Below are 23,897 nucleotides of genomic sequence, written 5' to 3'. Positions count from 1 at the left end.
CAACGATCAACCATGCGCGGCGATTACGAAAGACGCGTTGCGGCCGTGTGTCGGCCTTCGCCGCCTGCTGGGCACCCGGATCCCGTGTCCCGGCACCGGTGCGCAACTTTTCCGCTCCGGGGCGCATCCAACACAGTGACCTTCATGCACCCCTTCGCCACGAAGAAGGAGAATGTGCCCATGACCGAGAAGCCGAATCCGGCGACTCCGCCTCCCGCTCGACGCCCGGCGTTACGCCCCCGGATCCCGCGGGGGCGCGGGCCGGTGACCGCGCTGGCCGCCGCGCTGCTGGGCGTCACGGCCGCCGGGGCCGCCTGGAGCGCGACACCGGCGGCGGCCCGGACCACGACGGCCATGCGGACCTGCGCGGTGAGCGACCTGTACCTGTCCATGGGCGGGAAGGAGGGCGCGGCCGGATCCCTGTACTGGCCGGTCCGGTTCACCAACACCAGCACCACCAAGTGCGCCCTGCGCGGCTACCCGGGCGTGAGCGTCCTGGACGGCGCGCACCACCGCATCGGCCCGGCGGCGGGGCACAGCGGCCGGAGCTACGGCACGGTCACCCTCTCCCCCGGCCGCTCCGCCACGGCGGTCCTGCGCACCACCAACGGCCCCGTCGGCGGCCCCTGCGAACGCACCGGCACCTACCTCCAGGTCTACCCGCCGGCGTCCCGCAAGGCGACCCTGATCCCGGCCCCCTGGAAAACCTGCTCCCGGGTCTTCCAGACGGGCCCGGTGAACGCGGACGGCGGGTTCTGAGCAACTGGGAAACCGAGCCGAGCAGCCGGCGCCTCCCGGCGGGCGCCGGCCCGTGCGCCTTTCACCCCTCCTTTTGTTCATCACGAAACCATCACCTCCCTTCACGTGCGGCGCCCCGCAATTACGGTGGTCGGCACGTGCCACCGCCCGGGGTACGCGCCATCGCCCGAGGGGGGCACCATGACCAACCCGTACACCCCGCCGTCCACCCCACGGAATCCTCGCTGGGCCCGCAAGCGCTACGTGCTCCCCGCCCTCGCCCTCGCCCTCTTCGTCGGCGTGGGCATAGGCGCCGCGGGCGAGGACCCCGCGTCCGGCACCGAGCCGACCGCCGCCCAGCCCCGCCCGACCGTGACCGTGACGGCGACAGCCACGGCCACGGCCACCCACACCGCGGACCCCGAGCCCGCTCCCACCGTGACCGAGACCCGTACCGTCAAGGTCACCACGACCGTCACGGCACAGTCGGCGTCCGCCGGCGGCACGTCCGGCGGCGAAGCCGCCGACGCCGACGGGTCCGGCAGCGTCTACTACGCCAACTGTTCGGCGGCCCGCGCCGCCGGCGACACCCCCCTGTACGCGGGCGACCCGGGCTACGACTCCCACCTCGACCGGGACGGCGACGGGGTGGCCTGCGAGTAACCGGATCCGCCCGGCTGCCGTCCGGTGGCGTCTCGACCGGTACGTGCGCCTGTCAGCCGACGACCGCAACGACGCCGCCGGGGGTGCCCCGCCACACCCGCTGCCCCGCACGGTCGACACCGGGTCCCGCCCGACGACCTGACGAAGGGATGACTTCATGAGTGAGGACGGCCGGATCTTCCGGGAGGCCTGGATCGCCGGGGTGCGCAAGCACTTTCCCGGTGAGCCGAAGGACGGTTACGTCACGCCGTGGGAGGAGACTCCCGCGTGGGAGCGGGAGGCCGCCGCTGCCGTGTGCGGGCAGGTGCGGGAGTTCGTCCGGGGCAGCGGGGGGCGGGCCGTTCGGCTGAGCCGGGAGCAGAAGGGGCAGTTCGTCGCCGTGTGCTGGGCGGCGCAGATGTACCGGCACTTCGAGGATCCGAAGCCGGGGTATGTGGCCGGCTGGGACCGGCTCCCCGCCTGGCAGCGCGAGACCGACGCCGACATCTTCGAGGCCGTCGAGCAGAACATGGGCGGGTGAGCGGGCGGGGCGCGCGAAGGGGCGGCACCCCCCGCACCGGGGTGCCGCCCCTTCTCTTTCGTGCGCCGGGGCCGTCGTCGATCGGTGAGGGTCGGGGACCGGCGACGGCTCCGGGGCCGGGGTGGGTCAGCGGTGGTCGCTGCCCGCCGACTGGGTGGCCGCGCGTCCCGCTTCCAGTCGGGCGACCGGGATGCGGAACGGGGAGCAGGAGACGTAGTCCAGGCCCGCCTCGTGGAAGAAGTGGACCGACTCCGGGTCGCCGCCGTGCTCGCCGCAGACGCCCAGCTTGAGGTCGGGACGGGTGCGGCGGCCGGCCTCCGCGGCCGACCTGACCAGGGAACCGACGCCGTCCTTGTCGATCGTCTCGAACGGGCTGACGCCGAAGATGCCCTTCTCCAGGTACGCGGTGAAGAAGGACGCCTCCACGTCGTCCCGGCTGAAGCCCCACACCGTCTGCGTCAGGTCGTTCGTGCCGAAGGAGAAGAACTCCGCCGCCTCGGCGATCTCGCCCGCCGTGAGGGCGGCGCGCGGGAGTTCGATCATCGTGCCGATGGCCAGCCTGAGCTTCGTACCCGTCGCCGCCTCGACCTCCGCGATGACCCGGTCCGCCTCCTCGCGGACGATCTCCAGCTCCTGGACCGTGCCGACGAGCGGGATCATGATCTCCGCGCGCGGGTCGCCCTTGGCCGCCTTGCGCTCGGCCGCCGCCTCCGCGATCGCGCGGACCTGCATGGTGAACAGGCCGGGGATGACCAGGCCGAGGCGTACGCCGCGCAGGCCCAGCATCGGGTTCTGCTCGTGCAGCCGGTGCACCGCCTGGAGCAGGCGCAGTTCGTTCTCGTGCGGCTCCTGCCGGGACTCCGCCAGGGCCACCCGGACCGACAGCTCGGTGATGTCGGGGAGGAACTCGTGCAGCGGCGGGTCCAGCAGCCGGATCGTCACCGGCAGGCCGTCCATCGCCTCGAAGAGCTCCACGAAGTCCTGCTTCTGCAGCGGCAGCAGGGCCTTCAGGGACGCCTCCCGCTCCTCCTCCGTGTCGGCCAGGATGAGGCGTTCGACCAGCTCACGGCGGTCACCGAGGAACATGTGCTCGGTGCGGCACAGGCCGATGCCCTGGGCGCCGAAGCGGCGGGCCCGCAGCGCGTCCTCGGCGTTGTCGGCGTTGGCCCGCACCCGCAGCCGGCGCTTGCGGTCGGCGAAGGCCATCATGCGGTGCACGGCCTCCACCAGCTCGTCGGCGTCGTCGGCGCCCGGGTGCATCCGGCCCTCGAAGTACTCCACGACCGGGGACGGCACGACCGGGACCTCGCCCAGGTAGACCTTGCCCGTGGAGCCGTCGATGGAGATCACGTCGCCTTCCTCGACGACGTGCCCGCCGGGAACCGTCATCCGGCGCCGCTTGGTGTCGACCTCAAGCTCCTCCGCGCCGCACACGCAGGTCTTGCCCATGCCCCGGGCGACCACGGCCGCGTGGGAGGTCTTGCCGCCCCGGCTGGTCAGGATGCCCTCGGCCGCGATCATGCCGTCCAGGTCGTCCGGGTTGGTCTCCCGGCGGACCAGGATGACCTTCTCGCCCGACCGGGACCACTTCACGGCCGTGTACGAGTCGAAGACCGCCTTGCCGACCGCCGCGCCCGGCGAGGCCGCGATGCCCCGGGCGACCTGCTCGACCTTGGCGTCCTCGTCGAAGCGCGGGAACATCAGCTGGGCCAGCTGGGCGCCGGTGACGCGCTGGAGCGCCTCCGTCTCGTCGATCAGGCCCTGGTCCACCAGCTGCGTGGCGATCCGGAAGGCCGCGCCCGCCGTGCGCTTGCCGACGCGGGTCTGGAGCATCCACAGCCGGCCGCGCTCGATGGTGAACTCGATGTCGCAGAGATCCTTGTAGTGGTTCTCCAGGGTCTCCATGATCTTCATGAGCTGGTCGTACGACTTCTTGTCGATCCGCTCCAGCTCGGCGAGCGGCACGGTGTTGCGGATGCCCGCGACCACGTCCTCGCCCTGCGCGTTCTGCAGGTAGTCGCCGTAGACGCCCTGGTGGCCGGAGGCGGGGTCGCGGGTGAAGGCGACGCCGGTGCCGGAGTCGGGGCCGAGGTTGCCGAAGACCATCGAGCAGACGTTGACGGCGGTGCCCAGGTCGTGCGGGATGCGCTCCTGGCGGCGGTAGAGCTTGGCGCGGTCGCCGTTCCAGGAGTCGAAGACCGCCTTGATGGCGAGGTCCATCTGCTCGCGCGGGTCCTGCGGGAACTCCCGGCCGGCCTCCTTCTTGACGATCTTCTTGAAGGTGGTGACGAGCTTCTTCAGGTCCGCGGCCTCCAGGTCGGTGTCGACCGTGACCTTCTTGGCGGCCTTGGCCTTGTCCAGGGCCTCCTCGAAGAGGTCGCCGTCGACGCCGAGCACGGTCTTGCCGAACATCTGGATGAGGCGGCGGTAGGAGTCCCAGGCGAACCGCTCGTCGCTGGCCTGCTGGGCCAGGCCCTGCACGGACGCGTCCGACAGGCCGATGTTGAGGACGGTGTCCATCATGCCGGGCATGGAGAACTTGGCGCCGGAGCGGACCGAGACCAGCAGCGGGTTGTCCGCCTGGCCCAGCTTCTTGCCCATCTTCCGCTCCAGGGCGTCGAGGTGCGCACTCACCTCGTCACGCAGTGCCGCGGGCTCCTCACCGCTGTCCAGGTAGACCTTGCAGGCCTCCGTGGTGATGGTGAAGCCGGGAGGGACCGGCAGACCGAGGTTGGTCATCTCGGCGAGATTGGCACCCTTGCCGCCGAGAAGGTCCTTGAGGTCCTTGTTGCCCTCGGTGAAGTCGTAAACGAACTTCGGCGCGTGGGGTTCTTTGTTTTCCGACACGGGTCTCGACTCCTTGAGGCCACGGTGGCTGCCCTGACGGCGAGGAACATACCCAGATCGAAGGTGGTTGGGTACGTCTACTTGCCCGTCATACGGCTGTAACCACCCGTCCGCCAGCGGATCGAAAGTCAAAGCTTGGCAAGCCTGACGGAGATTATGTTTTCACTTCTTGAACGCATCGCCGCCCACAGGTGCGGATTTCCGCTCACATGAGCACTCACCGACACGACTGATTTCGATCGCTGAACGATCAAGGGGTGGCACCCAGTGCCACCCCTTGGAGAAGTGCAGTCGCACATGATCCGCTCATCTGAGCGCTACCCCTATCAAGGGTGGCGAGAATCACGCTGCCACAGGCCGCCGAATTCCACCATGCGGACGACGCGTCGGACACCAGTCGCAACCGGAAACAGCCCCGTCACACGGGCCGGGACCCGCCCCCGCGACACCGGCCCGGAGCCCTCCCATCGCATCGCCCCCACCCGGACCCGGTCACACCCCCATCGCCGCCAGGCGCTCCTCCACCCGGTCCGGGGCGTACAGGTGTTCCACGACCAGGGCGCCGGCGCCGACGAGGCCCGCCCGGTCGCCGAGGCGGGAGGTGACCACGTCCAGGTGGGCCGTGGAGCGGGGCAGGGCCCGCTGGTAGAGCAGTTCGCGCACGCCGGTCAGGAACGGCGTGCCCGCCAGGTCGCCCGCGATCATCAGCACGCCCGGGTTGAGCAGGGTCACCACCGTCGCCAGCACGTCCCCGACCCGGCGCCCGGCCTCCCGGGCCAGCGCGGCGGCCTCCGGATGTCCGGCGGCCAGCAGGTCCCGCACATCGGAGCCGGAGGCGGCCGGCACCCCGGACGCGGCCAGCCGCCGGGCCACCGCGCCCCCGCTGGCCACCGCCGCCAGGCAGCCCTGCGAACCGCACCGGCACACCGCGTCGGCGCCGACCCGGATGTGCCCGATGTCGCCCGCGCCGCCGTCCACGCCCCGGTAGATCGAGCCGTCCACCACCACCCCGGCGCCGATACCGGTGGATATCTTGACCAGCACGAAGGCCGTGCAGTCGGGGTATCCGGTGCGCTGCTCGCCGTAGGCCATGAGGTTGGCGTCGTTGTCGACCAGCACCGGAACCGCGGGCGCCCCGGTGCGCTCGGTGAAGGCGCGCGACATCCGGCCGCGGATGTCGTAGCCGTCCCAGCCCGGCATGATCGGCGGCTGCACCACCCGGCCGGTCTCGCTGTCCACCGGGCCCGGCACCGCGAGTCCGATGCCGCACACCTCCTCCGCCCGGTGCCCGGCCTTGACCAGCAACTCCTCGAACCAGCCGCCCAGTTCGCCGAGGACCGACTCCGGGCCCTCCTCCACCACCAGCGTGCCGGACTGCTCGGCGAGGATCTCCCCGGTCAGCGAGAGCACGGCCGCGCGGGCGTGCCGGGTGTCCAGGTCGGCGGCGAGGACCACCGCGTGGGAGTCGTCGAACTCCAGGGTGATGGAAGGGCGTCCGCCGAGCGGCGAGTCGACCGGACCGCCGGCGCCCTCGCGCAGCCAGCCCGCCCGGAACAGCCGGTCCAGGCGCTGGCCCACGGTGGCCCGGGACAGTCCGGTCGCCTGCTGGAGCGCCCCGCGCGTCACGGCCCGGCCGTTGCGCACCAGGGCGAGCAGATCGCCGGCTCCCGCCTGGGCTCCGCTCCTGCCGCTCCTGCCGTTCCTGGTGGCCCTTCCCGGACGTCCGGTCATGCGCACCCCCTTGTGTTTCTCCAGCTTGCCTTACATATTGAGTTTTGCGTGTTAAATAGACGTAACCCTACGGTGGCCGCAGCCGAACTCGCGCGGCCGGACGTCATCGGGGAGCCCCGAGTGGATCGCACCGCCCAGCTCAGTACCCGTCCCTTCCCGTACGAGATCGCATACGATCCACCGACCGCACCGCCGTCCCCGCACGTCAGGGCCGCCCGGGTGCTGGCGGCGAACTGGACCGGCGCCTCGACGGTCCCGTCCCGGAAGCTGTACCCGCACCAGTGGTCGTGGGACTCCGCGTTCATCGCCATCGGGCTGCGGCACGTCTCGCCGGCGCGGGCCCAGACGGAGCTGGAGACGCTGCTGGCCGCGCAGTGGGCCGACGGGCGCGTCCCGCACATCGTCTTCAACCCCTCCGTCCCGCTGGACGCCTACTTCCCGAGCCCCGACTTCTGGCGCTCCTCCACCGCGGGGCGCGCCGCGGGCGCCCCGCGCACCGTACAGACCTCCGGCATCGTGCAGCCACCGGTGCACGCGCTGGCCGCCTGGCTGGTGCACCGCGCCGACCCGGCCCTGTCCCGCGCCCGCGGCTTCCTGGCCCGGGTCTACCCGAAGCTGGCCGCCTGGCACCGGTATCTGCTGCACCGGCGCGACCTGGGCGGCGCCGGACTGGTGTCCGTGGTGCACCCGTGGGAGCAGGGCATGGACAACAGCCCCTGCTGGGACGCCCCGCTGGCCCGGATCGCCCCGGCCCCGGCCCGCTCCTTCCGCCGCGCCGACCTCGACCACGGCGCGGCGGAGGACCGGCCGACCGACCTGGACTACGGCCGGTACGTGCGCCTGGCCGCCGACTACCGCGACCGTGGATACCGGGACGGGCCGGGCGGTGAACACGGCACCGGGGGCGGGGAGTTCGCCGTGGAGGACCCGGCGTTCAACGCCCTGCTGATCGCCTCCGAGCACGCCCTCGCGCGGATCGCCGAGGAGCTGGGCGCCACCGGTGCCGCCCGCCGCGAGCGCGCCGAGCGGCTGACGGCGGTCCTGGTGGAGCGGCTGTGGGAGCCGGCCGCCGGGATGTTCCTGTGCCGGGACCTGCGCGGCGGCGGACGGCGGCCCGAGCGCTCGGTCTCCGGGCTGATCCCGCTGCTCCTGCCCGGCCTGCCCCGCGCCGTGGCCGCCGCGCTGGTGGCCACCCTGCGCGGGCCGCACTTCTCGCTCGGCGACCGCACCCGGCTGGTGCCGAGCTACGACCTGCTCGGGGAGGCCTTCGACCCGCACCGGTACTGGCGCGGCCCGGCCTGGTTCAACACCAACTGGCTGCTGGAGCGCGGGCTGCGGACGCACGGCGAGACGGCCACGGCCGACGCCCTGCGCGCGGCGTTCCTGGACCTGGCCGACGCCACCGGCTTCGCCGAGTACGTCGACCCGTACACCGGCGAGCCCTGCGGGGCGACCGGCTTCGGCTGGACGGCGGCGCTCGCGCTGGACCTGTACCACCGCGAGCCCGCATCACACGCACGTCAAAGGCCGGACAAGAGCCCGTCAAGGGACGTGTCCGCGCCCGGCACCGGCACGTTCGACAGGAGTGACCAAGGAGGGGACCGGGGATGACGGACCGGCATCATCTGCTCGTGCACGGCGCCACCTTCGCCGCCGTGGGCGACCGCGGCGACATCAGCGGGGTACGCGGCGGCGGCTCCCCGGACGGGTTGTTCGTCCGGGACGCCCGGCACCTCAGCCGCTGGCAGCTCACCGTCGACGGGGCGGTGCCCGAGGTGCTCAGCCCGGTGACGGACGGGGACGAGACGCGCTGTGTACTGGTCCCGCGCGGCGGCCGGCAGGAGCCTCCGGCCTGCACCGTCTTCCGTGAACAGGCCGTCGGCGACAGCTCGTTCGTGGAGTCGCTGAAGGTCACCAGCAACCGCCCGGTGCCCACCACCATCCGGCTCGCGCTCACCGTCGACGCCGACTTCACCGACCAGTTCGAACTCCGCTCCGACCACCGCACCTACGTCAAGACGGGCGCCGTACGCTCCCGCCAACTCCTGCCCGACGGCATCGAGTTCGGCTACCGCCGGGCCGACTGGCGGTCCTGTACGACGATCACGGCCGAGCCCGCGCCGGACGCCGTGGAGGAGACCGGCACCGGTGCCCGCCGCCTGGTGTGGGCCCTCGACCTCGCGCCGCACGGTACGACCGAGCTGCTGCTGCGGGTGATCGCCCGCCCGCACGGCGAGAAGCGCGCGCTGCGCGTGCCCCGCGACCCGGCCGCCGTCCACCGCCAGTTACGCGCGAAGGAGGAGGAGTTCACCCAGGGCATGGCCTTCCCCACCGGCTGGCCGGAGCTGGCCTCGGCCTGCGTCCGGGGCCTGGCCGACCTGGCCGCGCTCCAGGTGCCGGCCGGCGGACCGGACGGCGAGGAAGTGCGCGTCCCGGCGGCCGGCGCGCCCTGGTTCCTCACCCTGCTGGGCCGGGACGCGCTGCTGACCTCCCTGTTCACCCTGCCCTACCGCCCCGGGCCGGCCGCCGCCACCCTGCTGGCCCTGGCCGCCACCCAGGCCACGGACACCGGTGACTCCCCGGTCGCCCAGCCCGGCAAGATCGTGCACGAGGTGCGGCACGGGGAGCTGGCCCACTTCGGGCAGGTGCCGTTCGGCCGCTACTACGGCTCGGTGGACGCCACCCCGCTGTTCCTGGTCCTGCTCGGCGCATACGTCGAGCAGACCGGCGACACGGCCCTGGCCCGCCGGCTGGAGCCGCACGCCCGGGCCGCCATCGGCTGGATGCTCGACCACGGCGGGCTGACCTCGCGCGGCTATCTCGTCTACCGCGCCGACGAGGGCGGCCTCGCCAACCAGAACTGGAAGGACTCCCCCGGCGCGATCTGCTGCGCCGACGGCACCCGGCCCACCGGCGCGGTGATGGCGGCGGGCGCGCAGGGCTACGCGTACGACGCGCTGCGCCGTACCGCGTCGGTGGCGCGCGGGGTGTGGGGCGACGAGACGTACGCGGCGCTGCTGGAGCAGGCGGCGGCCGATCTGCGGGATAGGTTCCAGCGGGACTTCTGGATGCGGGAGCGGTCGTTCCCGGCGCTCGCGCTGGACGGACAGGGCCGCCAGATCGACGCGCTCGCCTCCGACGCCGGGCATCTGCTGTGGTCGGGGCTGCTGGACAAGGAGTACGGCGAGGTGGTGGGCCGGCGGCTGCTGGAGCCGGACTTCTTCTCCGGCTGGGGCGTGCGCACGCTGGCCTCCGGGCAGGCGGCCTACCACCCGCTGTCCTACCACCGCGGCTCGGTCTGGCCGCACGACAACGCGCTGATCACGCTGGGCCTGGCACGCTACGGGCTGCACGACGAGGCCCGTACGGTGGCGCACGCGCTGGTCGACGCGGCGGCGGTGACGGGGTACCGGCTGCCGGAGGTGTGGGCCGGGTACGGGCGGGACACGCACGGCGAGCCGGTGCCGTATCCGCACGCCTGCGGACGGGAGGCCCGGTCCGCGGCGGCGCCACTGGCCTTGCTGACGGCGGTGGGGGGCGCCTGAGCGGACGATGTTCCGCGCTCCTCGGTGAACAGCGCCCTGCCGTGAGCCGTATCGAAGGGCATGCGTCAGTCAGTCGTGGCCGGGGCCGGGGAAGCCGGGCCGCAGGAGTCCGTACGCAGGGCGTGGTGGCCGGGCAGGGCGCGGGCGCTGTCCGGCACCCTGACCGGACTCGCCGCCCTCCTCGTGCTCGGAGCGCTCGTGCTGCCGGACTCCGTGGACCGGCTCGGGCCCGCCGCCTTCGTGCGCGTACCGGCGGAGGCCGTCGTCGGGGCGGTGCTGCTGCCCGCGCTGCCGCGCCGGCCCCGGATGGCGGTGGCGGCGGGTTCCGGGGTGCTGCTCGCGGCGCTGACCGTGCTGAACGCGCTGGACATGGGCTTTCGGCAGTACCTCGGCCGGACCTTCGACGTGGTGCTGGACTGGAGCCTGCTCGGGGACGCCAAGTCGTATCTGGAGGACTCCCTCGGCACCACGGTGGCCCTCGTCGCCGTGGCCGGGACCATCGCCCTGATCCTGCTGCTCTTCGTGCTGCTGGCGCTGTCCATGGTGCGGCTGACCGAGCTGCTGGCCCGGCACCCCGCCGCCGCCCATCGCGGCGCGTCGACAGCCGCCGTGGCGTGGGTCGCCTGTGCCTCGCTCGGCCTCCAGCCGGCGGCCGTGCCGCTCGCCTCCCACCGCACCGTGACCGCGCTGCGCGACCGGGCCCACCGGGTCTCGGAGACCCTGCGGGACGAGGCGGAGTTCCGGAAGGTGGCCCGGGCGGACGCGTTCGGGACCACCCCGGGCGACCGGCTCGTGCCCGGTCTGCGCGGCAAGGACGTGATCTTCACCTTCGTCGAGAGCTACGGCCGGAGCGCGATCGAGGACCCGGGCATCGCGCCCGGCGTGGGCCGGATGCTCGACGCCCGCACCAAGGCCCTGGCCCGGGCCGGTTTCCACGCCCGGAGCGGCTGGCTGACCTCGGCGACGTACGGCGGCAGCAGCTGGCTGGGCCACTCCACCACCATGTCGGGGCTGTGGATCAGCAACCAGCAGCGCTACCGCACGGTCATGGCGAGCGACCGCCTCAGTCTGACGGAGGCGTTCCGGAAGACCGGCGCGTTCGAGACGGTCGGGGTGATGCCGGGTGTGCGCAAGAGCTGGCCGGAGCAGAAGTGGTACGGCCTGGACAAGGTGTACGACGCCTTCGGGCTCGGCTACCGGGGGCCGAGGTTCAGCTGGTCGACCATGCCCGACCAGTACGCGCTCCAGCAGTACCAGGAGCGGGTGCACGGCAAGCGGCCGGCCGCGGGCAAGGGGCGGCTGTCGCTGCTCATCCTGACCTCCAGCCACCAGCCCTGGGCGCCGGTCCCGCGGATGGTGGACTGGGACCGGCTCGGCGACGGCTCGGCCTTCAGGGCCATGGAGGCGACGGGCAGCAAGGCGGCGGACGTCATCGCCGACACCGCCAAGTCCCGCGCGGAGTACGGCAGGTCGATCCGGTACTCGGTGACCGCGCTCACCGAGTGGCTGGAGCGGTACGGCACGAAGGACACCGTGCTGGTGTTCCTCGGCGACCACCAGCCCATCGCCCGGGTCAGCGGCACCCACGCGAGCCGGGACGTGCCGGTGTCGCTGGTCGCCAAGGACCCCGGGCTGCTGGACAGGATCGACGGCTGGCACTGGACCGACGGCCTGCGCCCCGCCCGCGACGCCCCGGTCTGGAAGATGAGCGCCTTCCGCGACCGCTTCCTGACGGCATACGGCTCGACACCGGGGCCGGGGAGGAACTGACACGCCCTCTCAGCCGACCGGGTCCTCGGCCGGTCAGCCGCCGGAGGTGTCCAGCTCCGCTTCCTCTCCGACGCCCGCGCAGTCGTAGGGGTCCTTCAGCCACCCGTCCGGCAGCACCACCCGGTTGTTGCCGGAGGTCCGGCCCCGCGGCCCCTCCGCCCCGGCCGGCCACGCCTGGTCCAGGTCCAGCTCGTCCAGCCCGGCCCGCAGCTCCCGGAGGGACGAGGTGATCGCGAGCCGCTTGCGCATCTCGGAGCCGACCGCGAAGCCCTTCAGGTACCAGGCGACGTGCTTGCGGAAGTCGACCACGCCCTTGGACTCGTCACCGCTCCACTCCCCGAGCAGCGTGGCGTGCCGCACCATGACGTCGGCGACCTCCCGCAGCGTCGGCCGTACGAAATCCTCGGTACGTCCCTCGAACCCGGCCACCAGGTCCGCGAACAGCCACGGCCGGCCCAGGCACCCCCGGCCGACCACGACCCCGTCGCAGCCGGTCTCCCGCACCATCCGCAGCGCGTCCTCGGCCGACCAGATGTCGCCGTTGCCGAGCACCGGGATCTCCGGCACGTGTTCCTTCAGCCGGGCGATGGCCTCCCAGTCGGCGGTGCCGCCGTAGTGCTGGGCGGTGGTACGGCCGTGCAGCGCGATGGCGGTCACCCCCTCCTCGACGGCGATACGGCCGGCGTCGAGGTAGGTGATGTGGTCGTCGTCGATGCCCTTGCGCATCTTCATGGTCACCGGCAGGTCCCCCGCGCCGGTGACCGCCTCGCGCAGGATGGCCCGCAGCAGGTTCCGCTTGTACGGCAGCGCCGAGCCGCCGCCCTTGCGCGTCACCTTCGGCACCGGGCAGCCGAAGTTCAGGTCGATGTGGTCGGCGAGGTCCTCCTCCACGATCATGCGGACGGCCTTGCCGACGGTCGCGGGGTCGACGCCGTACAGCTGGATCGAGCGCGGCCGCTCGCCGGCGTCGAACCTGATCAGCTGCATGGTCTTCTCGTTGCGCTCGACCAGCGCCCGGGTGGTGATCATCTCGCTGACGAACAGGCCCTTGCCGCCCGAGAACTCCCGGCACAGGGTGCGGAACGGCGCGTTGGTGATCCCCGCCATGGGTGCGAGCACGACGGGCGGCGTCACGGTGTGCGGCCCGATGGAGAGCGGGTGGGGCATCGTCAGGGCTCCGGTACGGATCTACGGCGACAGGGGCAGGACTCCATTGTCCCTCACCCGGCCGGGCGCTCGTCGGGCAGTTCCGCGAGCCGCTCCAGCCGCTCCTCGCTCTCCTCGTCGGCGGGCAGATAGGCGACGACCCGGTGGGCCGGGGACTGCGGGGCCAGCCACATGTTCCGGTGCTCCAGCCGGATCAGCCCGACCCGGGGGTGCCGGTACCGCTTGACGTGCGGGGACATCGGCGCGACCTCGTGCCGTTCCCACAGCCGGCGGAACTCGGCGGAGGCCTTGAGCAGCCGGTTCAGCTGCTGCTTCCAGGCGGGCTCGGCCACATGCTCGGCCATACCCGCGCGGTACTTGGCGATCAGGTCGCGCAGCATCTCGTCCCGGTCCAGGAAGTCCCGCTTCCAGCGTTCACTGGTGGTCAGCAGCCACAGGCAGTTCCGGTCGGCCGGGGGCAGCCCGGCGGGGTCGCCGAAGAGCTGGGCGTAGGGGCGGTTGGCGGCCAGGACGTCGTAACGGGCGTTCTGCAGGGAGGCCGGATAGGGGGCGAGCCGTTCGACGACCTTCAGGGCGGTCTTGGCGGCGACCGGGTACTCCGGCCCGGTGCGCGGATCGTGGGTGCCGGCCAGGGCGAACAGGTGGGCGCGCTCGGTGGGGTCCATCAGCAGGGCGCGGGCGACGGCGTCCAGCACCTGCGCGGAGACATGGGCGGCGCGGCCCTGCTCGATCCACGTGTACCAGGTGACGCCGACCGCGGAGAGCTGGGCGACCTCCTCGCGGCGCAGTCCGGGGGTGCGGCGGCGGGGGCCGCGGGGCAGGCCCACCTGCTCGGGGGTGATCCGCTCGCGCCGGCTGCGCAGGAAGGCGGCCAGTTCCCGCCGCCGTATCTCCGTCTGCTGCTCGGGCACTGCGATGGTCATGGCACCCAGGGTGCCGTCCGGCCGTACCCCTGTGCCAGTTGGTGCCGGTACCCGGATAACCACCGTCTGGTACCCGGCTGCGGACCCGGCGCAGAGTCGGGGCGTGACCACGACCACCTCTTCCGCGCCCGCCGCCCCGCCGCGGGCGGCCCTGTCCCCGCTCGGCCTGTTCACCCTGCTGCTCGGCGCCGCCCTGCCGATGATCGACTTCTTCGTCGTGAACGTGGCGCTGCCGACGATCGAGCACGATCTGCACGCGCCCCCGGCCACCCTGGAGATGGTGGTGGCCGGGTACGCGGTGGCGTACGCCGTGCTGCTCGTGCTGGGCGGCCGGCTCGGGGACACCTTCGGCCGGCGGCGGCTGTTCCTGTGGGGGGTGGCCGGTTTCGGGCTGACCTCGCTGGCCTGCGGACTGGCGCCGGGCGCGTGGTGGCTGGTGGCCGCGCGGGTGGCCCAGGGGGCGGCGTCGGCTCTGCTGCTGCCGCAGGTGCTGGCCACCATCCACGCCACGACGTCCGGTGAGCGCCGGTCCCGCGCGGTCGCCCTGTACGGCTCGGTGGGCGGGGTGTCCATCGTGCTCGGGCAGGTGCTGGGCGGGGTGCTGGTCGCCGCCGACCTGGCGGGCACCGGCTGGCGCGCGGTGTTCCTGGTGAACGTGCCGGTGGCGGTGGCCGGGCTCGGCTGTGCGCTGCGGTCGGTGCCGGACAGCCGGGCGGAGCGTCCGGCACGCGCGGATCTGGCGGGTACGGCGCTGCTGGCGGCGGCGCTGTGCGCGCTGCTGCTGCCGCTGACCGAGGGCCGGGCGGCGGGCTGGCCGCTGTGGTCGGTGCTGCTGCTCGGCGCGGCGCCGCTGTGCGCCCTGGCCTTCCACCGGGTGGAGCGGCGGGCGGAGCGCACCGCCGGGAGCCCGCTGCTGCCGCCGTCGCTGCTGGCGTCCGCCGGGGTGCGCCGGGGTCTGCTGCTGGGGCTGCCGGTGTTCACGGGCTTCGCGGGCTGGATGTTCGTGACGGCGGTCACGCTGCAACAGGGCCTCGGGTACGGGGCGTTGCGGGCGGGGCTGGCACTGGTGCCGATGGGGGTGGCGCAGTTCGCCGCGTCGATGCTGGCGCCGCGCGCGGTGGGGCGGTTCGGCGGGCGGGCGGTGGCGCTGGCGGCGGTGGCGCACATCGCGGGCCTGGCGACGATGGCCGCGACGGCGCTGCTGGGCCCCTGGCCGCACCTGAGCCCGCTCGCCTTGGCGCCGGGCCTGGCGCTGTGCGGGATCGGCCAGGGTCTTCAGCTGCCGCTGTACTTCCGGTTCCTGCTGGCGGCGATCCCGGACCGGCTGGCCGGGACGGGCAGCGGCCTGGCGGCCACGCTCCAGCAGTCGTGCCTGGCGGTCGGGGTGGCAACGCTCGGCTCGCTGTTCCTGTCCCTGGTCCCCGGGGCCGGGATGCGCCGGGCGCTGGCGGTGGTGCTGGCGGTGCAGGCGGCCGGGCTGCTGGGGCTGATGGTGCTCGGCCTCCGGCTGCCCGACAAGGATCATGTATGACTCATTAGTTAGACGCACTATCGACATGGGCGTACGATGGCGCACATGCCCGAGTTGAGCCCTCGCCGACGCATGCTCGTGCTCGCGATCTGCTGTATGAGCCTGCTGATCGTGAGCCTGGACACCACCGCGCTGAACGTGGCGCTGCCCGCCATGCAACGCGATCTGGACGCCACCACCTCCGGACTGCAGTGGACCATCGACGCCTACACGCTCGTACTGGCCTCGCTGCTGATGCTCGCCGGCTCCACGGCCGACCGGATCGGCCGCAGGCGGGTCTTCATGGCGGGCCTGGCGGTGTTCACCGCGGGTTCGGTGCTCTGCTCCCTCGCCCCGAACCTGGAACTGCTCGTCGTGTTCCGCATGATCCAGGCGGTGGGCGGCTCGATGCTCAACCCGGTCGCCATGTCGATCATCACCAACACCTTCACCGACCCCCGCGAGCGTGCCCGCGCGATCGGCGTGTGGGGCGCGGTCGTCGGCATCGCCATGGCGGCGGGCCCGCTGGTCGGCGGGCTGCTGGTGCAGTCGGTGAACTGGCGCGCCATCTTCTGGCTCAACCTGCCGGTCGGCCTCGCGGCCCTCCTGCTCACCTGGCGCTACGTCCCCGAGTCCCGCGCGCCCCGGGCCCGCCGCCCCGACCCGGTCGGCCAGCTGCTGGTGATCGCCCTGTTCGGCGCGCTGACGTACGCGATCATCGAGGCCCCGGAATCCGGCACCGGCCCCGTCCTCCCCTTCGCCGCGATCGCCGTCGCCGCCCTCCTGGCCCTCCTCTGGTACGAGCCCCGGCGCGCCGAACCCCTCATCGACCTGCGCTTCTTCCGCTCGGCCCCGTTCAGCGGTGCCACCGTGATCGCGATCAGCGCGTTCGCGGCCCTGGGCGGCTTCCTGTTCCTGTCCACCCTGTACCTGCAGAACGTGCGCGGTCTCGACGCCCTGCACGCGGGCCTGTGGATGCTGCCGATGGCCGTGCCGATCCTCCTGTGCGCCCCGCTGTCCGGCCGACTGGTCGGCAGCCGCGGCCCGCGCGCCTCCCTGCTGGTGGCGGGTGTGGCGATGACCGCGAGCGGTGTCCTGTTCGCCGCGTTCGAGGCGGAGACGGAGAACGCCACCCTGCTGCTCGGCTACGTCCTGTTCGGCATCGGCTTCGGCTTCGTGAACGCGCCGATCACCAACACGGCCGTGTCCGGCATGCCCCGCGCCCAGGCGGGGGTCGCCGCCGCCGTCGCCTCCACCAGCCGGCAGCTGGGCTCGACGCTCGGCGTCGCGGTGGTCGGCGCGGTCCTGGCCTCCGGCATCGGCTCGTCGCCGTACCGGCAGACGTTCGTCTCCGCGGCCCGTCCCGGCTGGTGGATCCTCGCCGGCTGCGGCCTGGCCGTCCTGGTCCTCGGCCTGCTGACCAGCGGCCGCTGGGCCCGCCGCACGGCCCGGCGGACGGCGGCGAGCCTGGAGACGGCGGAGATACGCCCGGTGGCGGAGACGGTGTCGAAGGGCGCATGACCCGGCCGGTCACCGCCAGGCGGAGGCCTCGCTCGCGTGGATGCAGTAGTGCTCGAAGGTGCTGCCGCCACCGGCCTTCGGCACCGCGCACGCGGTGACCTGGAACTCGCCGTCGGGGACCGACACCATCTGGGTGAACTGGTCGTTGTCGTACGCGATCTCGGCACTCCGCGTGCCGCCGCCCGTGACACCGACCGTCACCTGGTCGCCGGGGCTGCCCTGCTCGATCTTGGCCCAGACCGCCTCGCAGTCCTCGCTGTAGCGGATCTGGAGCAGCGCGGGATTGTCCACGACGGGCTTGAAAGTCCGCGCGTCCTCACCGCACCCCTGGTTCTGCGGGTTCTTCCCCTCGCAGGCGTCTCCGTCCCCGGGGCAGGCCGGCTCGTCGAAGAGCGACTTCAGCACATGATCCCCGAGCGGGGTCATGAAGGCGCCGGCCCCGGCACCGACGATGGCGACCGCGTACGCCAGCGCCGCCGGACCACTGAGCCATTTCTTCCACCAGGGGCGCCGGGGCGGGGGGTCGGCGGGTGCCGTGGAGTCGTCTCCGGTGTTGGTCGTCGTCATGAGAACACTCACCTTGATGTGCCGCTCGTGACGGCAGGATCGCCCGCCCGCCGTCGCAGACGTAAGGCGCACACGGAAGCAGAGGGGCGCGAGGGAGCCCCACGCATGCGCCCCGTGCCGCGCCCGCCTCCGTCCGGAAGCGCCCCGGCCGACACCCGGATGCCACGAGCTCCCCGGCGGTAGCTTGGTCGGCATGGTGAGTGAACACCTGGGTGACCGGATCGCCCGCTTACGGCGGCTGGCCGACCTCACGCAGGAGGCGCTGGCACAACGGTCCGGAGTGTCCGTGGACTTGGTGCGGAAGCTCGAACAGAAACGGAAGCACAGCGCCCGGCTGCCGACCTTGCACGCCCTGTCCGGGGGGCTGGGAGTGGAGCTGACCGCGCTCCAGGGAGACCCTCCCGCGATACCGTCGACCGGCGAGCCCGACCCCCCGCAGATGGTCGCCCTGCGCCGCGCGATCATGCCCCCGCTGTTCCTCCCCCCTCAAGAACCGAAGGGCGTCGAGAAGCTGTCCCTCCCCCTCCTGTGGCGGGAGATCGCCGACGGCTGGACGCTGTACCACGGCGCGGAGTTCGGGCGCCTCATGGAGGTGCTGCCCGGCATGATCGACGACGCCCGGTTCGCCGCCGCGGTCGGCACCACGGACGAGCGGGCGGCCGGAGAAGCCGCCCTGGGCAAAACCCTCCAGCTGGGAGGGCATCTGGCCATCCGCCTCGGCAAGACCGACCTCGCGTTGAGCGCTCTGGAACGCGCCATGAACGCGGCCGAGAGGTCTGCGGACCCGCTGCTGCCTCGCATGATCAGCAACTCCGTGGCCTGGAACTGCCAGCGGCAGAACCGCTTGGACGACGCCAGACAGCTCGCCGTCCACGCGGCCGACGGCTTGGAGCGCGAACGCGGCAGGACAGCCGAGGGCCTGCGTGTCTGGGGCGGACTGATCATGTCGGCGGCCACATCCGCCGCGCGCTCCGGCGACTACGACACCGCCAGCGACATGATGAGCAGTGCCGAGGACGCCACCCGTCGGCTCGCGGCGCTCGCACCCCCGGCGGACGGCAGGATGGTCTCCGTCTTCAGCAGATCCTCCGTCCGCATCGAACGCGTCCGCCTCGCCGTCCAGCACGCGCGCCCGGAGGAGGCGCTGAGCCTCGCGAAGGGAATGCGGCTCGGTACGGACATCCCTCCGTCGTGGCGTACCTGGCTGATCCTGGACGTGGCCCGGGCCTATACGGACGTCGGGGACGCCGAAGGGGCCGTGAAGGCGCTCGAAAAGCTGCGGCGGACCGCCCCCACATGGATGCGGCACCATACGCACGCCGTGGCCATCGTGACCGACCTCTGGGCCGGCTCACACCGCCCACCGGGGCTGCGAAAGCTCGCCGAGTTCCTGGGGGTCGCGACTTAGCGTCACGAAAGTGGGACGCTCCGCCCCTGTTGTCGGTAGGCGCCGGGCGAGAGGGTTCTCTGCCAAGGACCCCCGCGACCGTGGCGACGGCCCGGGGGCATGGCCGCCCACTCCGTGGAGGTTGATGACAGTGCCCGAAGCTGCAGCGAGCCGGATGGACCGTCCCCGTCTGCTGCCGTGGTCCGAGAACGGCAAACGCGCGTATCTGCACGCCGGTGACCCGAAAGGCATCGTCAGCCGGCTCGCCGACGAGATGGAGGAAGCCCAACTGGGCGCGGGACGCGAGGTGCTGGGAGCGGCCCGGGCGCTTCTGGGCGACCCTGAGGCGTCCCGGCCGGAGCTGCGCTTCACGGCGGCGAGGCTGACGGAGTGCCTCTTCGACGCCCTCCGGGTCGCGGAGTCGCGAGGCGAACGCCTGGCCGACGACGAGGGCGAGGACGACCGGTGAGCCGCACGGTGCTCCGCTTCGTCCCGCACACGATCCGGCACGTGCCGGAGGGCGGTGTCGTCTACGAAACCTTCTGCGCCACGAAGCCCGGCGAGTGCGCGGAGACGTCCGGCCCGAAGGACGACCAGGCCGCCGCGCAGAACTGGTGCCTGCGCCACACCGGCCGTACCGGGCACGACCTGTTCCGCCGCGTCGTCACGGATCACGCCCGGGTGACACACGACGAGTGAACCCGGCCCAGCCCGCCCCCACCGTACGGGGGGCAGGGCCCTGCAAGACCCCCCGTCTCACACCCGTGGGACGGGTCACTCCCCACGGAGGCAACACGATGCGCGACTGGTGGCTCACGATGGCCGACGGCAACCCGCAGGACGACAGCGACAGCGGCAACAAGCACGGCGGCGGCGGGTCGGACGAGGGCGGCAACACCAACGACGGCCGGGGCCCGGCGGACGGCCGCTAGATGACCGGGCACCACGAAGCGAAGGCCGGTCCCGAGCGGCTGGCCTCCGCACTCATCGAGAAGGCGGCGCTGACCTCGGACTGGCTGCCCGCGTACCGGCGTGCGCCCCGCCACCTGTTCGTGCCGGACGTGATCTGGCCGGGGCGCGCGGGCATGAACCGGCAGGACGACCGGGTCATCCGGGGCCAGGAGCCTGACATTTGGTGGCGTGCCGTGTACACGGATGCGCCGATCACGACCCAATGGGATGACGGCGCCCACACCGGTCCCGGCAAGGGGAAGATCCCCACCTGCTCCAATTCCATGCCGACCATAGTGTTCTCCATGCTGGCCGCGCTGAGCGTCGAGGACGGTCACCGGGTGCTGGAGATCGGTACCGGAACCGGCTGGAACGCCGCCCTCCTGTGCCACCGGGTCGGCCCGGAGAACGTCGTCACGGTCGAGGTGGACGAGGTCAGCGCCCGGGACGCTCGCGAACGCATCCGGCGGGCCGGGTTCCATCCGCTGTGCGTCGTCGGTGACGGCACCGAGGGATACCCGCCGGGCGCACCGTACGACCGCACCATCGCCACCTGCTCGGTCGGCAGTGTGCCCCGTGCGTGGATCGAGCAGACCCGGCCCGGCGGCGTGGTCGTGACACCCTGGGGACCGACGTACGGCGGCGAGGCCGTCGCCCGGCTCGTCGTCGGCGACGACGGCTCGGCGTCGGGTCACTTCGTCGGCTCGTCGGCGTTCATGCGGCTGCGCGCCCAGCGGGTCCCGCGCCGCCACGTCCGCGAGTACCTGGGCGGCCGGAAGTGGCCCGCCGACGGCGTGCGGTCCCTGACGAGGCTGTCCCCGGACGACATCGGCGACTGGGCCGTCATGTTCGCCATCGGGGTGCGGGTGCCCGGCGCGTTCCCGTGGATGGAGGAGTACGACGACGGCTCCTACACCCTGTGGCTGCGGGACACGGCCGTCACCTCCTGGGCGACCGCCGACTGCGAGACGGACCGCGCCGAGTTCGAGGTGTACCAGGCCGGTCCGCGCAGGCTGTGGGACGAGGTGGAGACCGCCTACCGCTGGTGGGAGCGACAAGGCCGCCCCGGCTTCGAACGGTTCGGGCTGACTGTCGACGGCGACGGCGAGCGCGTGTGGCTCGACTCACCGGACCACCCCGTACCGGCCCGGCGGCCGGACGGCCGCGGGTAGCCGCCCCAAGGGCCCTACCCCACCGCCCGCAGCCCCCGCACCAGCAACCCCACCAGCGCCTCGAACTCCTCTCCGATGCCCGGTGCGGTCCACTCCCGGGCGTAGCACGGGTCGTGGAAGCGGCCCGTCGCCTGGAAGACGGCACGGGCCGTGGTGGCCGGGTCGGTGACGGCGAAGTCGCCCGACTCCGCGCCCGCCGCGATGATGCGGGTCAGCTGGCCGGTGAGGTCGGCGATGTGGTCGTGGACCACGCCTCCGAGCTCGTCGACGAGCACCGTGTACGTGGCGAACAGCTCGGGATCGTCGCCCGCCTTGTGCCGCTTGGCCTCGAAGAGGGCGGCGAGCCAGTCCCGCAGCCGCTGCTCCGGGGCGCGGTCCCCGGCGGCGGCGATCCCGGCGAGCCGCTCGGAGGTGCGGTCCAGCCAGCGCTTGGTGACCGCCTCCCGCAGTGCCGCCTTGGTGCGGAAGTGCCGGTAGACGCTGCCATGGCTGACGCCGAGCGCGCGGGCCACGTCGACCACGGTGGCCTTGGCCGGGCCGTGGCGGCGCAGCACCTCCTCGGTGGCTTCGAGGATGCGCTCGGCGGTCAGGGTTTCGCTGGTCGATGGCATGCCTAGACGGTACCCGGCACGCCGTCAGCGTTCGCTGTCGAGCATGGCCATCTGCTCCGCCGCGTACCGCTCGCCGGCCGCCGCGTCCGCCGGTACGGCGGTCTCGATGGCGGCGAGGTCGGCCGCGTCCAGGGTCACGTCGAGCGCGCCCAGGGCCTCGCCGAGCCGCTGCCGGGTGCGGGCGCCGACCAGCGGCACGATGTCCTCGCCCCGGGAGAGCACCCAGGCGATGGCGATCTGCGCTACGGAGACGCCCTTCTGCTCCGCGATCTTCCGCAGCGACTCGACCAGGGTGAGGTTGTGCCGGAGGTTGTCGCCCTGGAAGCGGGGCGAGTGGGCGCGGAAGTCGTCGGCGGCGAAGTCCTGGCCGGCCGAGACGTGGCCGGAGATCAGCCCGCGCGAGAGCACGCCGTACGCGGTGACGGCGATGCCCAGTTCGCGCAGGGTGGGCAGGATCTCCCGCTCGGGGCCCCGGGAGATGAGCGCGTACTCGATCTGGAGGTCCGCGATGGGGGCCGTGGCGGCGGCCCGGCGGATGGTGTCGGCGCCGACCTCGCTCAGCCCGATGTGCCGGACCCAGCCCTTCTCGACCAGTTCGGCGATGGCGCCGACGGTCTCCTCGATGGGCACGTCCGGGTCGAGCCGGGACGGGCGGTAGATGTCGATGTGGTCGACGCCGAGGCGCTGGAGGGAGTAGGCGGCGAAGGTCTTCACGGCGGCCGGGCGGCCGTCGAAGCCGTACCAGTCGCCGTCCGGGCCGCGCAGGGCGCCGAACTTCACGCTGACCAGCGCGTTCTCCCGCAGTGCGGTGGGGGCGGTGCGCAGCGCCTCGTTGATCAGCAGTTCGTTGTGGCCCATGCCGTAGAAGTCGCCGGTGTCGAGCAGGGTCACGCCGGCCTCCAGGGCCGCGTGGAGGGTCGCGATCGACTCGGCGCGGTCCGCCTCGCCGTACATGCCGGACATGCCCATGCAGCCCAGGCCGAGGGCGGAGACCCGGGGGCCGGTGGTGCCGAGGTTTCGGGTTCGCATCGTCATGCCCCCACTGTGACATGACGACTGACAGATTTCAATATCTGTCAGTCCAATAATGTCTACACGCATCTCGCGTCCCGCGTGGTCCAGACCTCTTGACGAATGGTCTGGACCAGCGCACTGTCATGTCTGCGACACCCCATCGACCCGAACCCCCGCCGGGAGGCCCGATGCTCCGCCGCACCCTGCGCCTGCTCACCGCCGCCCTGACCGGCGCCGTCCTCGCCCCGCTCGCGATCGCCAGCGCGCCCGCCGCCTCCGCCGCCGACACCTGCGCGGTCAAGTCGCGGCCGGCGGGCAAGGTGCTCCAGGGCTACTGGGAGAACTGGGACGGCTCCGCCAACGGCGTCCACCCGCCCTTCGGCTGGACCCCGATCACCGACTCCCGCATCCCCGCCCACGGCTACAACGTGATCAACGCGGCCTTCCCGGTGATCCGCTCCGACGGCACCGCGCTGTGGGAGGACGGCATGGACGCCGGGGTGAAGGTGGCCACGCCCGCCGAGATGTGCCAGGCCAAGGCGGCCGGACAGACGATCCTGCTGTCCATCGGCGGCGCGGCGGCCGGCATCGACCTGTCGTCCCAGACCGTCGCCGACCGGTTCGTGGCGACGATCGTGCCGATCCTGAAGAAGTACAACTTCGACGGCATCGACATCGACATAGAGACGGGCCTGGTCGGCAGCGGCAACATCAACCAACCGTCCCCGTCCCAGGCCAACCTGATCCGCATCATCGACGGCATCCTCGCCCAGATGCCCTCCAACTTCGGCCTGACGATGGCCCCGGAGACGGCGTACGTCACCGGCGGCAGCGTTACCTACGGCTCGATCTGGGGGGCCTACCTGCCCGTCATCAAGAAGTACGCGGACAACGGCCGCCTGTGGTGGCTGAACATGCAGTACTACAACGGCAGCATGTACGGCTGCTCGGGCGACTCGTACGCGGCGGGCACCGTGCAGGGCTTCACGGCGCAGACCGACTGTCTGAACAAGGGCCTGGTGGTGCAGGGCACGACGGTCAAGGTGCCCTACGACAAGCAGGTTCCGGGCCTGCCCGCCCAGCCCGGCGCGGGCGGCGGCTACATGTCCCCGTCCCTGGTCGCCCAGGCCTGGCGGAACTACGGCTCCTCGCTCAAGGGCCTGATGACCTGGTCCGTGAACTGGGACGGCTCGAAGAACTGGACGTTCGGCGACAACGTCAAGGCGCTCCAGGGCCGTTGAGCGGACGCGGACACACGAA

At 72.6% G+C, this 23,897-nt stretch carries 21 protein-coding genes; 14 read left to right on the top strand and 7 right to left on the bottom strand.

The annotated features are described in order from the left end of the window. Positions 1-180: 180 nt before the first annotated feature. The 3 genes from ABD350_RS08450 (at position 181) to ABD350_RS08440 (ending at position 1,921) form a co-directional block, all read left to right on the top strand. A complete protein-coding gene (locus ABD350_RS08450; RefSeq protein ID WP_344347183.1) occupies positions 181-759 on the top strand; it encodes a DUF4232 domain-containing protein in 579 nt (192 codons plus the stop codon). A 180-nt stretch (positions 760-939) separates the two neighbouring features. Continuing rightward, complete coding sequence (locus ABD350_RS08445; protein ID WP_344347182.1) at positions 940-1,401, top strand: excalibur calcium-binding domain-containing protein; 462 nt, start codon at positions 940-942, stop codon at positions 1,399-1,401. Positions 1,402-1,558: 157 nt separating this feature from the next. Further along, the gene (locus ABD350_RS08440) at positions 1,559-1,921 is read left to right on the top strand and encodes a hypothetical protein (protein ID WP_344347181.1); all 363 of its coding nucleotides are present in this window, start codon (positions 1,559-1,561) and stop codon (positions 1,919-1,921) included. A 126-nt stretch (positions 1,922-2,047) separates the two neighbouring features. Here the strand turns inward: ABD350_RS08440 and ppdK are convergent, their stop codons facing one another. Together ppdK and ABD350_RS08430 are read right to left on the bottom strand one after the other, a co-directional pair. Beyond that, positions 2,048-4,768, bottom strand: a complete 2,721-nt coding sequence (gene ppdK / locus ABD350_RS08435) for a pyruvate, phosphate dikinase (protein WP_344347180.1) — start codon at positions 4,766-4,768, stop codon at positions 2,048-2,050. 492 nt (positions 4,769-5,260) lie between these two features. Next, positions 5,261-6,499, bottom strand: a complete 1,239-nt coding sequence (locus tag ABD350_RS08430; RefSeq protein WP_344347179.1) for an ROK family protein — start codon at positions 6,497-6,499, stop codon at positions 5,261-5,263. A 120-nt stretch (positions 6,500-6,619) separates the two neighbouring features. On the opposite strand from ABD350_RS08430, the gene ABD350_RS08425 reads away from it, so the two are divergent. Genes ABD350_RS08425 through ABD350_RS08415 form a run of 3 tightly spaced genes read left to right on the top strand, consistent with a single transcriptional unit; the run spans position 6,620 to position 11,814 of the window. Further along, positions 6,620-8,110, top strand: coding sequence for an MGH1-like glycoside hydrolase domain-containing protein (locus ABD350_RS08425; RefSeq protein WP_344347178.1), 1,491 nt, complete (start codon positions 6,620-6,622; stop codon positions 8,108-8,110). Then, a complete protein-coding gene (locus ABD350_RS08420) occupies positions 8,107-10,044 on the top strand; it encodes an amylo-alpha-1,6-glucosidase (protein ID WP_344347177.1) in 1,938 nt (645 codons plus the stop codon). Before ABD350_RS08425 ends, ABD350_RS08420 begins: the two co-directional genes overlap by 4 nt. Positions 10,045-10,104: 60 nt before the next feature. Then, positions 10,105-11,814 (top strand): alkaline phosphatase family protein, encoded by a 1,710-nt coding sequence (locus ABD350_RS08415; protein WP_344347176.1) that lies wholly within the window; start codon positions 10,105-10,107, stop codon positions 11,812-11,814. Between the two features lie 33 nt (positions 11,815-11,847). Here ABD350_RS08415 and dusB read toward each other — a convergent pair whose 3' ends face one another. Next, entirely contained in the window at positions 11,848-12,981 is a 1,134-nt protein-coding gene (dusB, locus tag ABD350_RS08410) for a tRNA dihydrouridine synthase DusB (RefSeq protein WP_344347175.1), read from the bottom strand. Between the two features lie 53 nt (positions 12,982-13,034). Continuing rightward, positions 13,035-13,904, bottom strand: a complete 870-nt coding sequence (locus tag ABD350_RS08405) for a helix-turn-helix transcriptional regulator (protein ID WP_344347174.1) — start codon at positions 13,902-13,904, stop codon at positions 13,035-13,037. Here ABD350_RS08405 and ABD350_RS08400 point away from each other — a divergent pair. Continuing rightward, positions 13,903-15,435, top strand: coding sequence for an MFS transporter (locus tag ABD350_RS08400; RefSeq protein ID WP_344347173.1), 1,533 nt, complete (start codon positions 13,903-13,905; stop codon positions 15,433-15,435). The genes ABD350_RS08405 and ABD350_RS08400 overlap by 2 nt on opposite strands. Positions 15,436-15,480: 45 nt before the next feature. Further along, positions 15,481-16,935 (top strand): MFS transporter, encoded by a 1,455-nt coding sequence (locus tag ABD350_RS08395; protein WP_344347172.1) that lies wholly within the window; start codon positions 15,481-15,483, stop codon positions 16,933-16,935. Positions 16,936-16,944: 9 nt separating this feature from the next. Here the strand turns inward: ABD350_RS08395 and ABD350_RS08390 are convergent, their stop codons facing one another. Continuing rightward, entirely contained in the window at positions 16,945-17,502 is a 558-nt protein-coding gene (locus ABD350_RS08390) for a DUF2690 domain-containing protein (protein ID WP_344347171.1), read from the bottom strand. Positions 17,503-17,695: 193 nt separating this feature from the next. On the opposite strand from ABD350_RS08390, the gene ABD350_RS08385 reads away from it, so the two are divergent. The 5 genes from ABD350_RS08385 to ABD350_RS08365 all read left to right on the top strand — a co-directional run bounded on the left by ABD350_RS08385 (position 17,696) and on the right by ABD350_RS08365 (position 21,012). Further along, entirely contained in the window at positions 17,696-18,910 is a 1,215-nt protein-coding gene (locus tag ABD350_RS08385) for a helix-turn-helix domain-containing protein (RefSeq protein ID WP_344347170.1), read from the top strand. 154 nt (positions 18,911-19,064) lie between these two features. Further along, the gene (locus ABD350_RS08380; RefSeq protein ID WP_344347169.1) at positions 19,065-19,358 is read left to right on the top strand and encodes a hypothetical protein; all 294 of its coding nucleotides are present in this window, start codon (positions 19,065-19,067) and stop codon (positions 19,356-19,358) included. Continuing rightward, positions 19,355-19,588, top strand: a complete 234-nt coding sequence (locus ABD350_RS08375) for a DUF7848 domain-containing protein (protein WP_344347168.1) — start codon at positions 19,355-19,357, stop codon at positions 19,586-19,588. Before ABD350_RS08380 ends, ABD350_RS08375 begins: the two co-directional genes overlap by 4 nt. A gap of 98 nt (positions 19,589-19,686) precedes the next feature. Further along, positions 19,687-19,821: a hypothetical protein gene (locus ABD350_RS08370; RefSeq protein WP_344347167.1), complete on the top strand. Its 135-nt coding sequence runs from the start codon at positions 19,687-19,689 to the stop codon at positions 19,819-19,821. After that, a complete protein-coding gene (locus ABD350_RS08365) occupies positions 19,822-21,012 on the top strand; it encodes a methyltransferase domain-containing protein (protein ID WP_344347166.1) in 1,191 nt (396 codons plus the stop codon). 14 nt (positions 21,013-21,026) lie between these two features. Here the strand turns inward: ABD350_RS08365 and ABD350_RS08360 are convergent, their stop codons facing one another. Next, the gene (locus ABD350_RS08360) at positions 21,027-21,623 is read right to left on the bottom strand and encodes a TetR/AcrR family transcriptional regulator (RefSeq protein WP_344347165.1); all 597 of its coding nucleotides are present in this window, start codon (positions 21,621-21,623) and stop codon (positions 21,027-21,029) included. A gap of 24 nt (positions 21,624-21,647) precedes the next feature. Next, the gene (locus tag ABD350_RS08355) at positions 21,648-22,658 is read right to left on the bottom strand and encodes an aldo/keto reductase (RefSeq protein WP_344347164.1); all 1,011 of its coding nucleotides are present in this window, start codon (positions 22,656-22,658) and stop codon (positions 21,648-21,650) included. A gap of 167 nt (positions 22,659-22,825) precedes the next feature. Between ABD350_RS08355 and ABD350_RS08350 the strand changes: the two genes are divergently transcribed. Further along, a complete protein-coding gene (locus tag ABD350_RS08350) occupies positions 22,826-23,878 on the top strand; it encodes a chitinase (RefSeq protein ID WP_344347163.1) in 1,053 nt (350 codons plus the stop codon). Positions 23,879-23,897 lie beyond the last annotated feature (19 nt).

The sequence above is a fragment of the Streptomyces nogalater genome (assembly GCF_039532885.1).
GTDB classification, from domain to species: domain Bacteria; phylum Actinomycetota; class Actinomycetes; order Streptomycetales; family Streptomycetaceae; genus Streptomyces; species Streptomyces nogalater.
This window is presented reverse-complemented; position numbering and strand designations above follow the sequence as displayed.

Excerpts from the sequence above, each read along its gene's own strand:
- ABD350_RS08450 (WP_344347183.1), top strand. The coding sequence starts at position 181 with ATGACCGAGAAGCCGAATCCGGCGACTCCGCCTCCCGCTCGACGCCCG.
- ABD350_RS08445 (WP_344347182.1), top strand. The coding sequence starts at position 940 with ATGACCAACCCGTACACCCCGCCGTCCACCCCACGGAATCCTCGCTGG.
- ABD350_RS08440 (WP_344347181.1), top strand. The coding sequence starts at position 1,559 with ATGAGTGAGGACGGCCGGATCTTCCGGGAGGCCTGGATCGCCGGGGTG.
- ABD350_RS08430 (WP_344347179.1), bottom strand. The coding sequence starts at position 6,499 with ATGACCGGACGTCCGGGAAGGGCCACCAGGAACGGCAGGAGCGGCAGG.
- ABD350_RS08420 (WP_344347177.1), top strand. The coding sequence starts at position 8,107 with ATGACGGACCGGCATCATCTGCTCGTGCACGGCGCCACCTTCGCCGCC.
- ABD350_RS08415 (WP_344347176.1), top strand. The coding sequence starts at position 10,105 with ATGCGTCAGTCAGTCGTGGCCGGGGCCGGGGAAGCCGGGCCGCAGGAG.
- dusB (WP_344347175.1), bottom strand. The coding sequence starts at position 12,981 with ATGCCCCACCCGCTCTCCATCGGGCCGCACACCGTGACGCCGCCCGTC.
- ABD350_RS08400 (WP_344347173.1), top strand. The coding sequence starts at position 13,903 with ATGGCACCCAGGGTGCCGTCCGGCCGTACCCCTGTGCCAGTTGGTGCC.
- ABD350_RS08405 (WP_344347174.1), bottom strand. The coding sequence starts at position 13,904 with ATGACCATCGCAGTGCCCGAGCAGCAGACGGAGATACGGCGGCGGGAA.
- ABD350_RS08395 (WP_344347172.1), top strand. The coding sequence starts at position 15,481 with ATGCCCGAGTTGAGCCCTCGCCGACGCATGCTCGTGCTCGCGATCTGC.
- ABD350_RS08390 (WP_344347171.1), bottom strand. The coding sequence starts at position 17,502 with ATGACGACGACCAACACCGGAGACGACTCCACGGCACCCGCCGACCCC.
- ABD350_RS08385 (WP_344347170.1), top strand. The coding sequence starts at position 17,696 with ATGGTGAGTGAACACCTGGGTGACCGGATCGCCCGCTTACGGCGGCTG.
- ABD350_RS08380 (WP_344347169.1), top strand. The coding sequence starts at position 19,065 with ATGGACCGTCCCCGTCTGCTGCCGTGGTCCGAGAACGGCAAACGCGCG.
- ABD350_RS08370 (WP_344347167.1), top strand. The coding sequence starts at position 19,687 with ATGCGCGACTGGTGGCTCACGATGGCCGACGGCAACCCGCAGGACGAC.
- ABD350_RS08365 (WP_344347166.1), top strand. The coding sequence starts at position 19,822 with ATGACCGGGCACCACGAAGCGAAGGCCGGTCCCGAGCGGCTGGCCTCC.
- ABD350_RS08360 (WP_344347165.1), bottom strand. The coding sequence starts at position 21,623 with ATGCCATCGACCAGCGAAACCCTGACCGCCGAGCGCATCCTCGAAGCC.
- ABD350_RS08355 (WP_344347164.1), bottom strand. The coding sequence starts at position 22,658 with ATGACGATGCGAACCCGAAACCTCGGCACCACCGGCCCCCGGGTCTCC.
- ABD350_RS08350 (WP_344347163.1), top strand. The coding sequence starts at position 22,826 with ATGCTCCGCCGCACCCTGCGCCTGCTCACCGCCGCCCTGACCGGCGCC.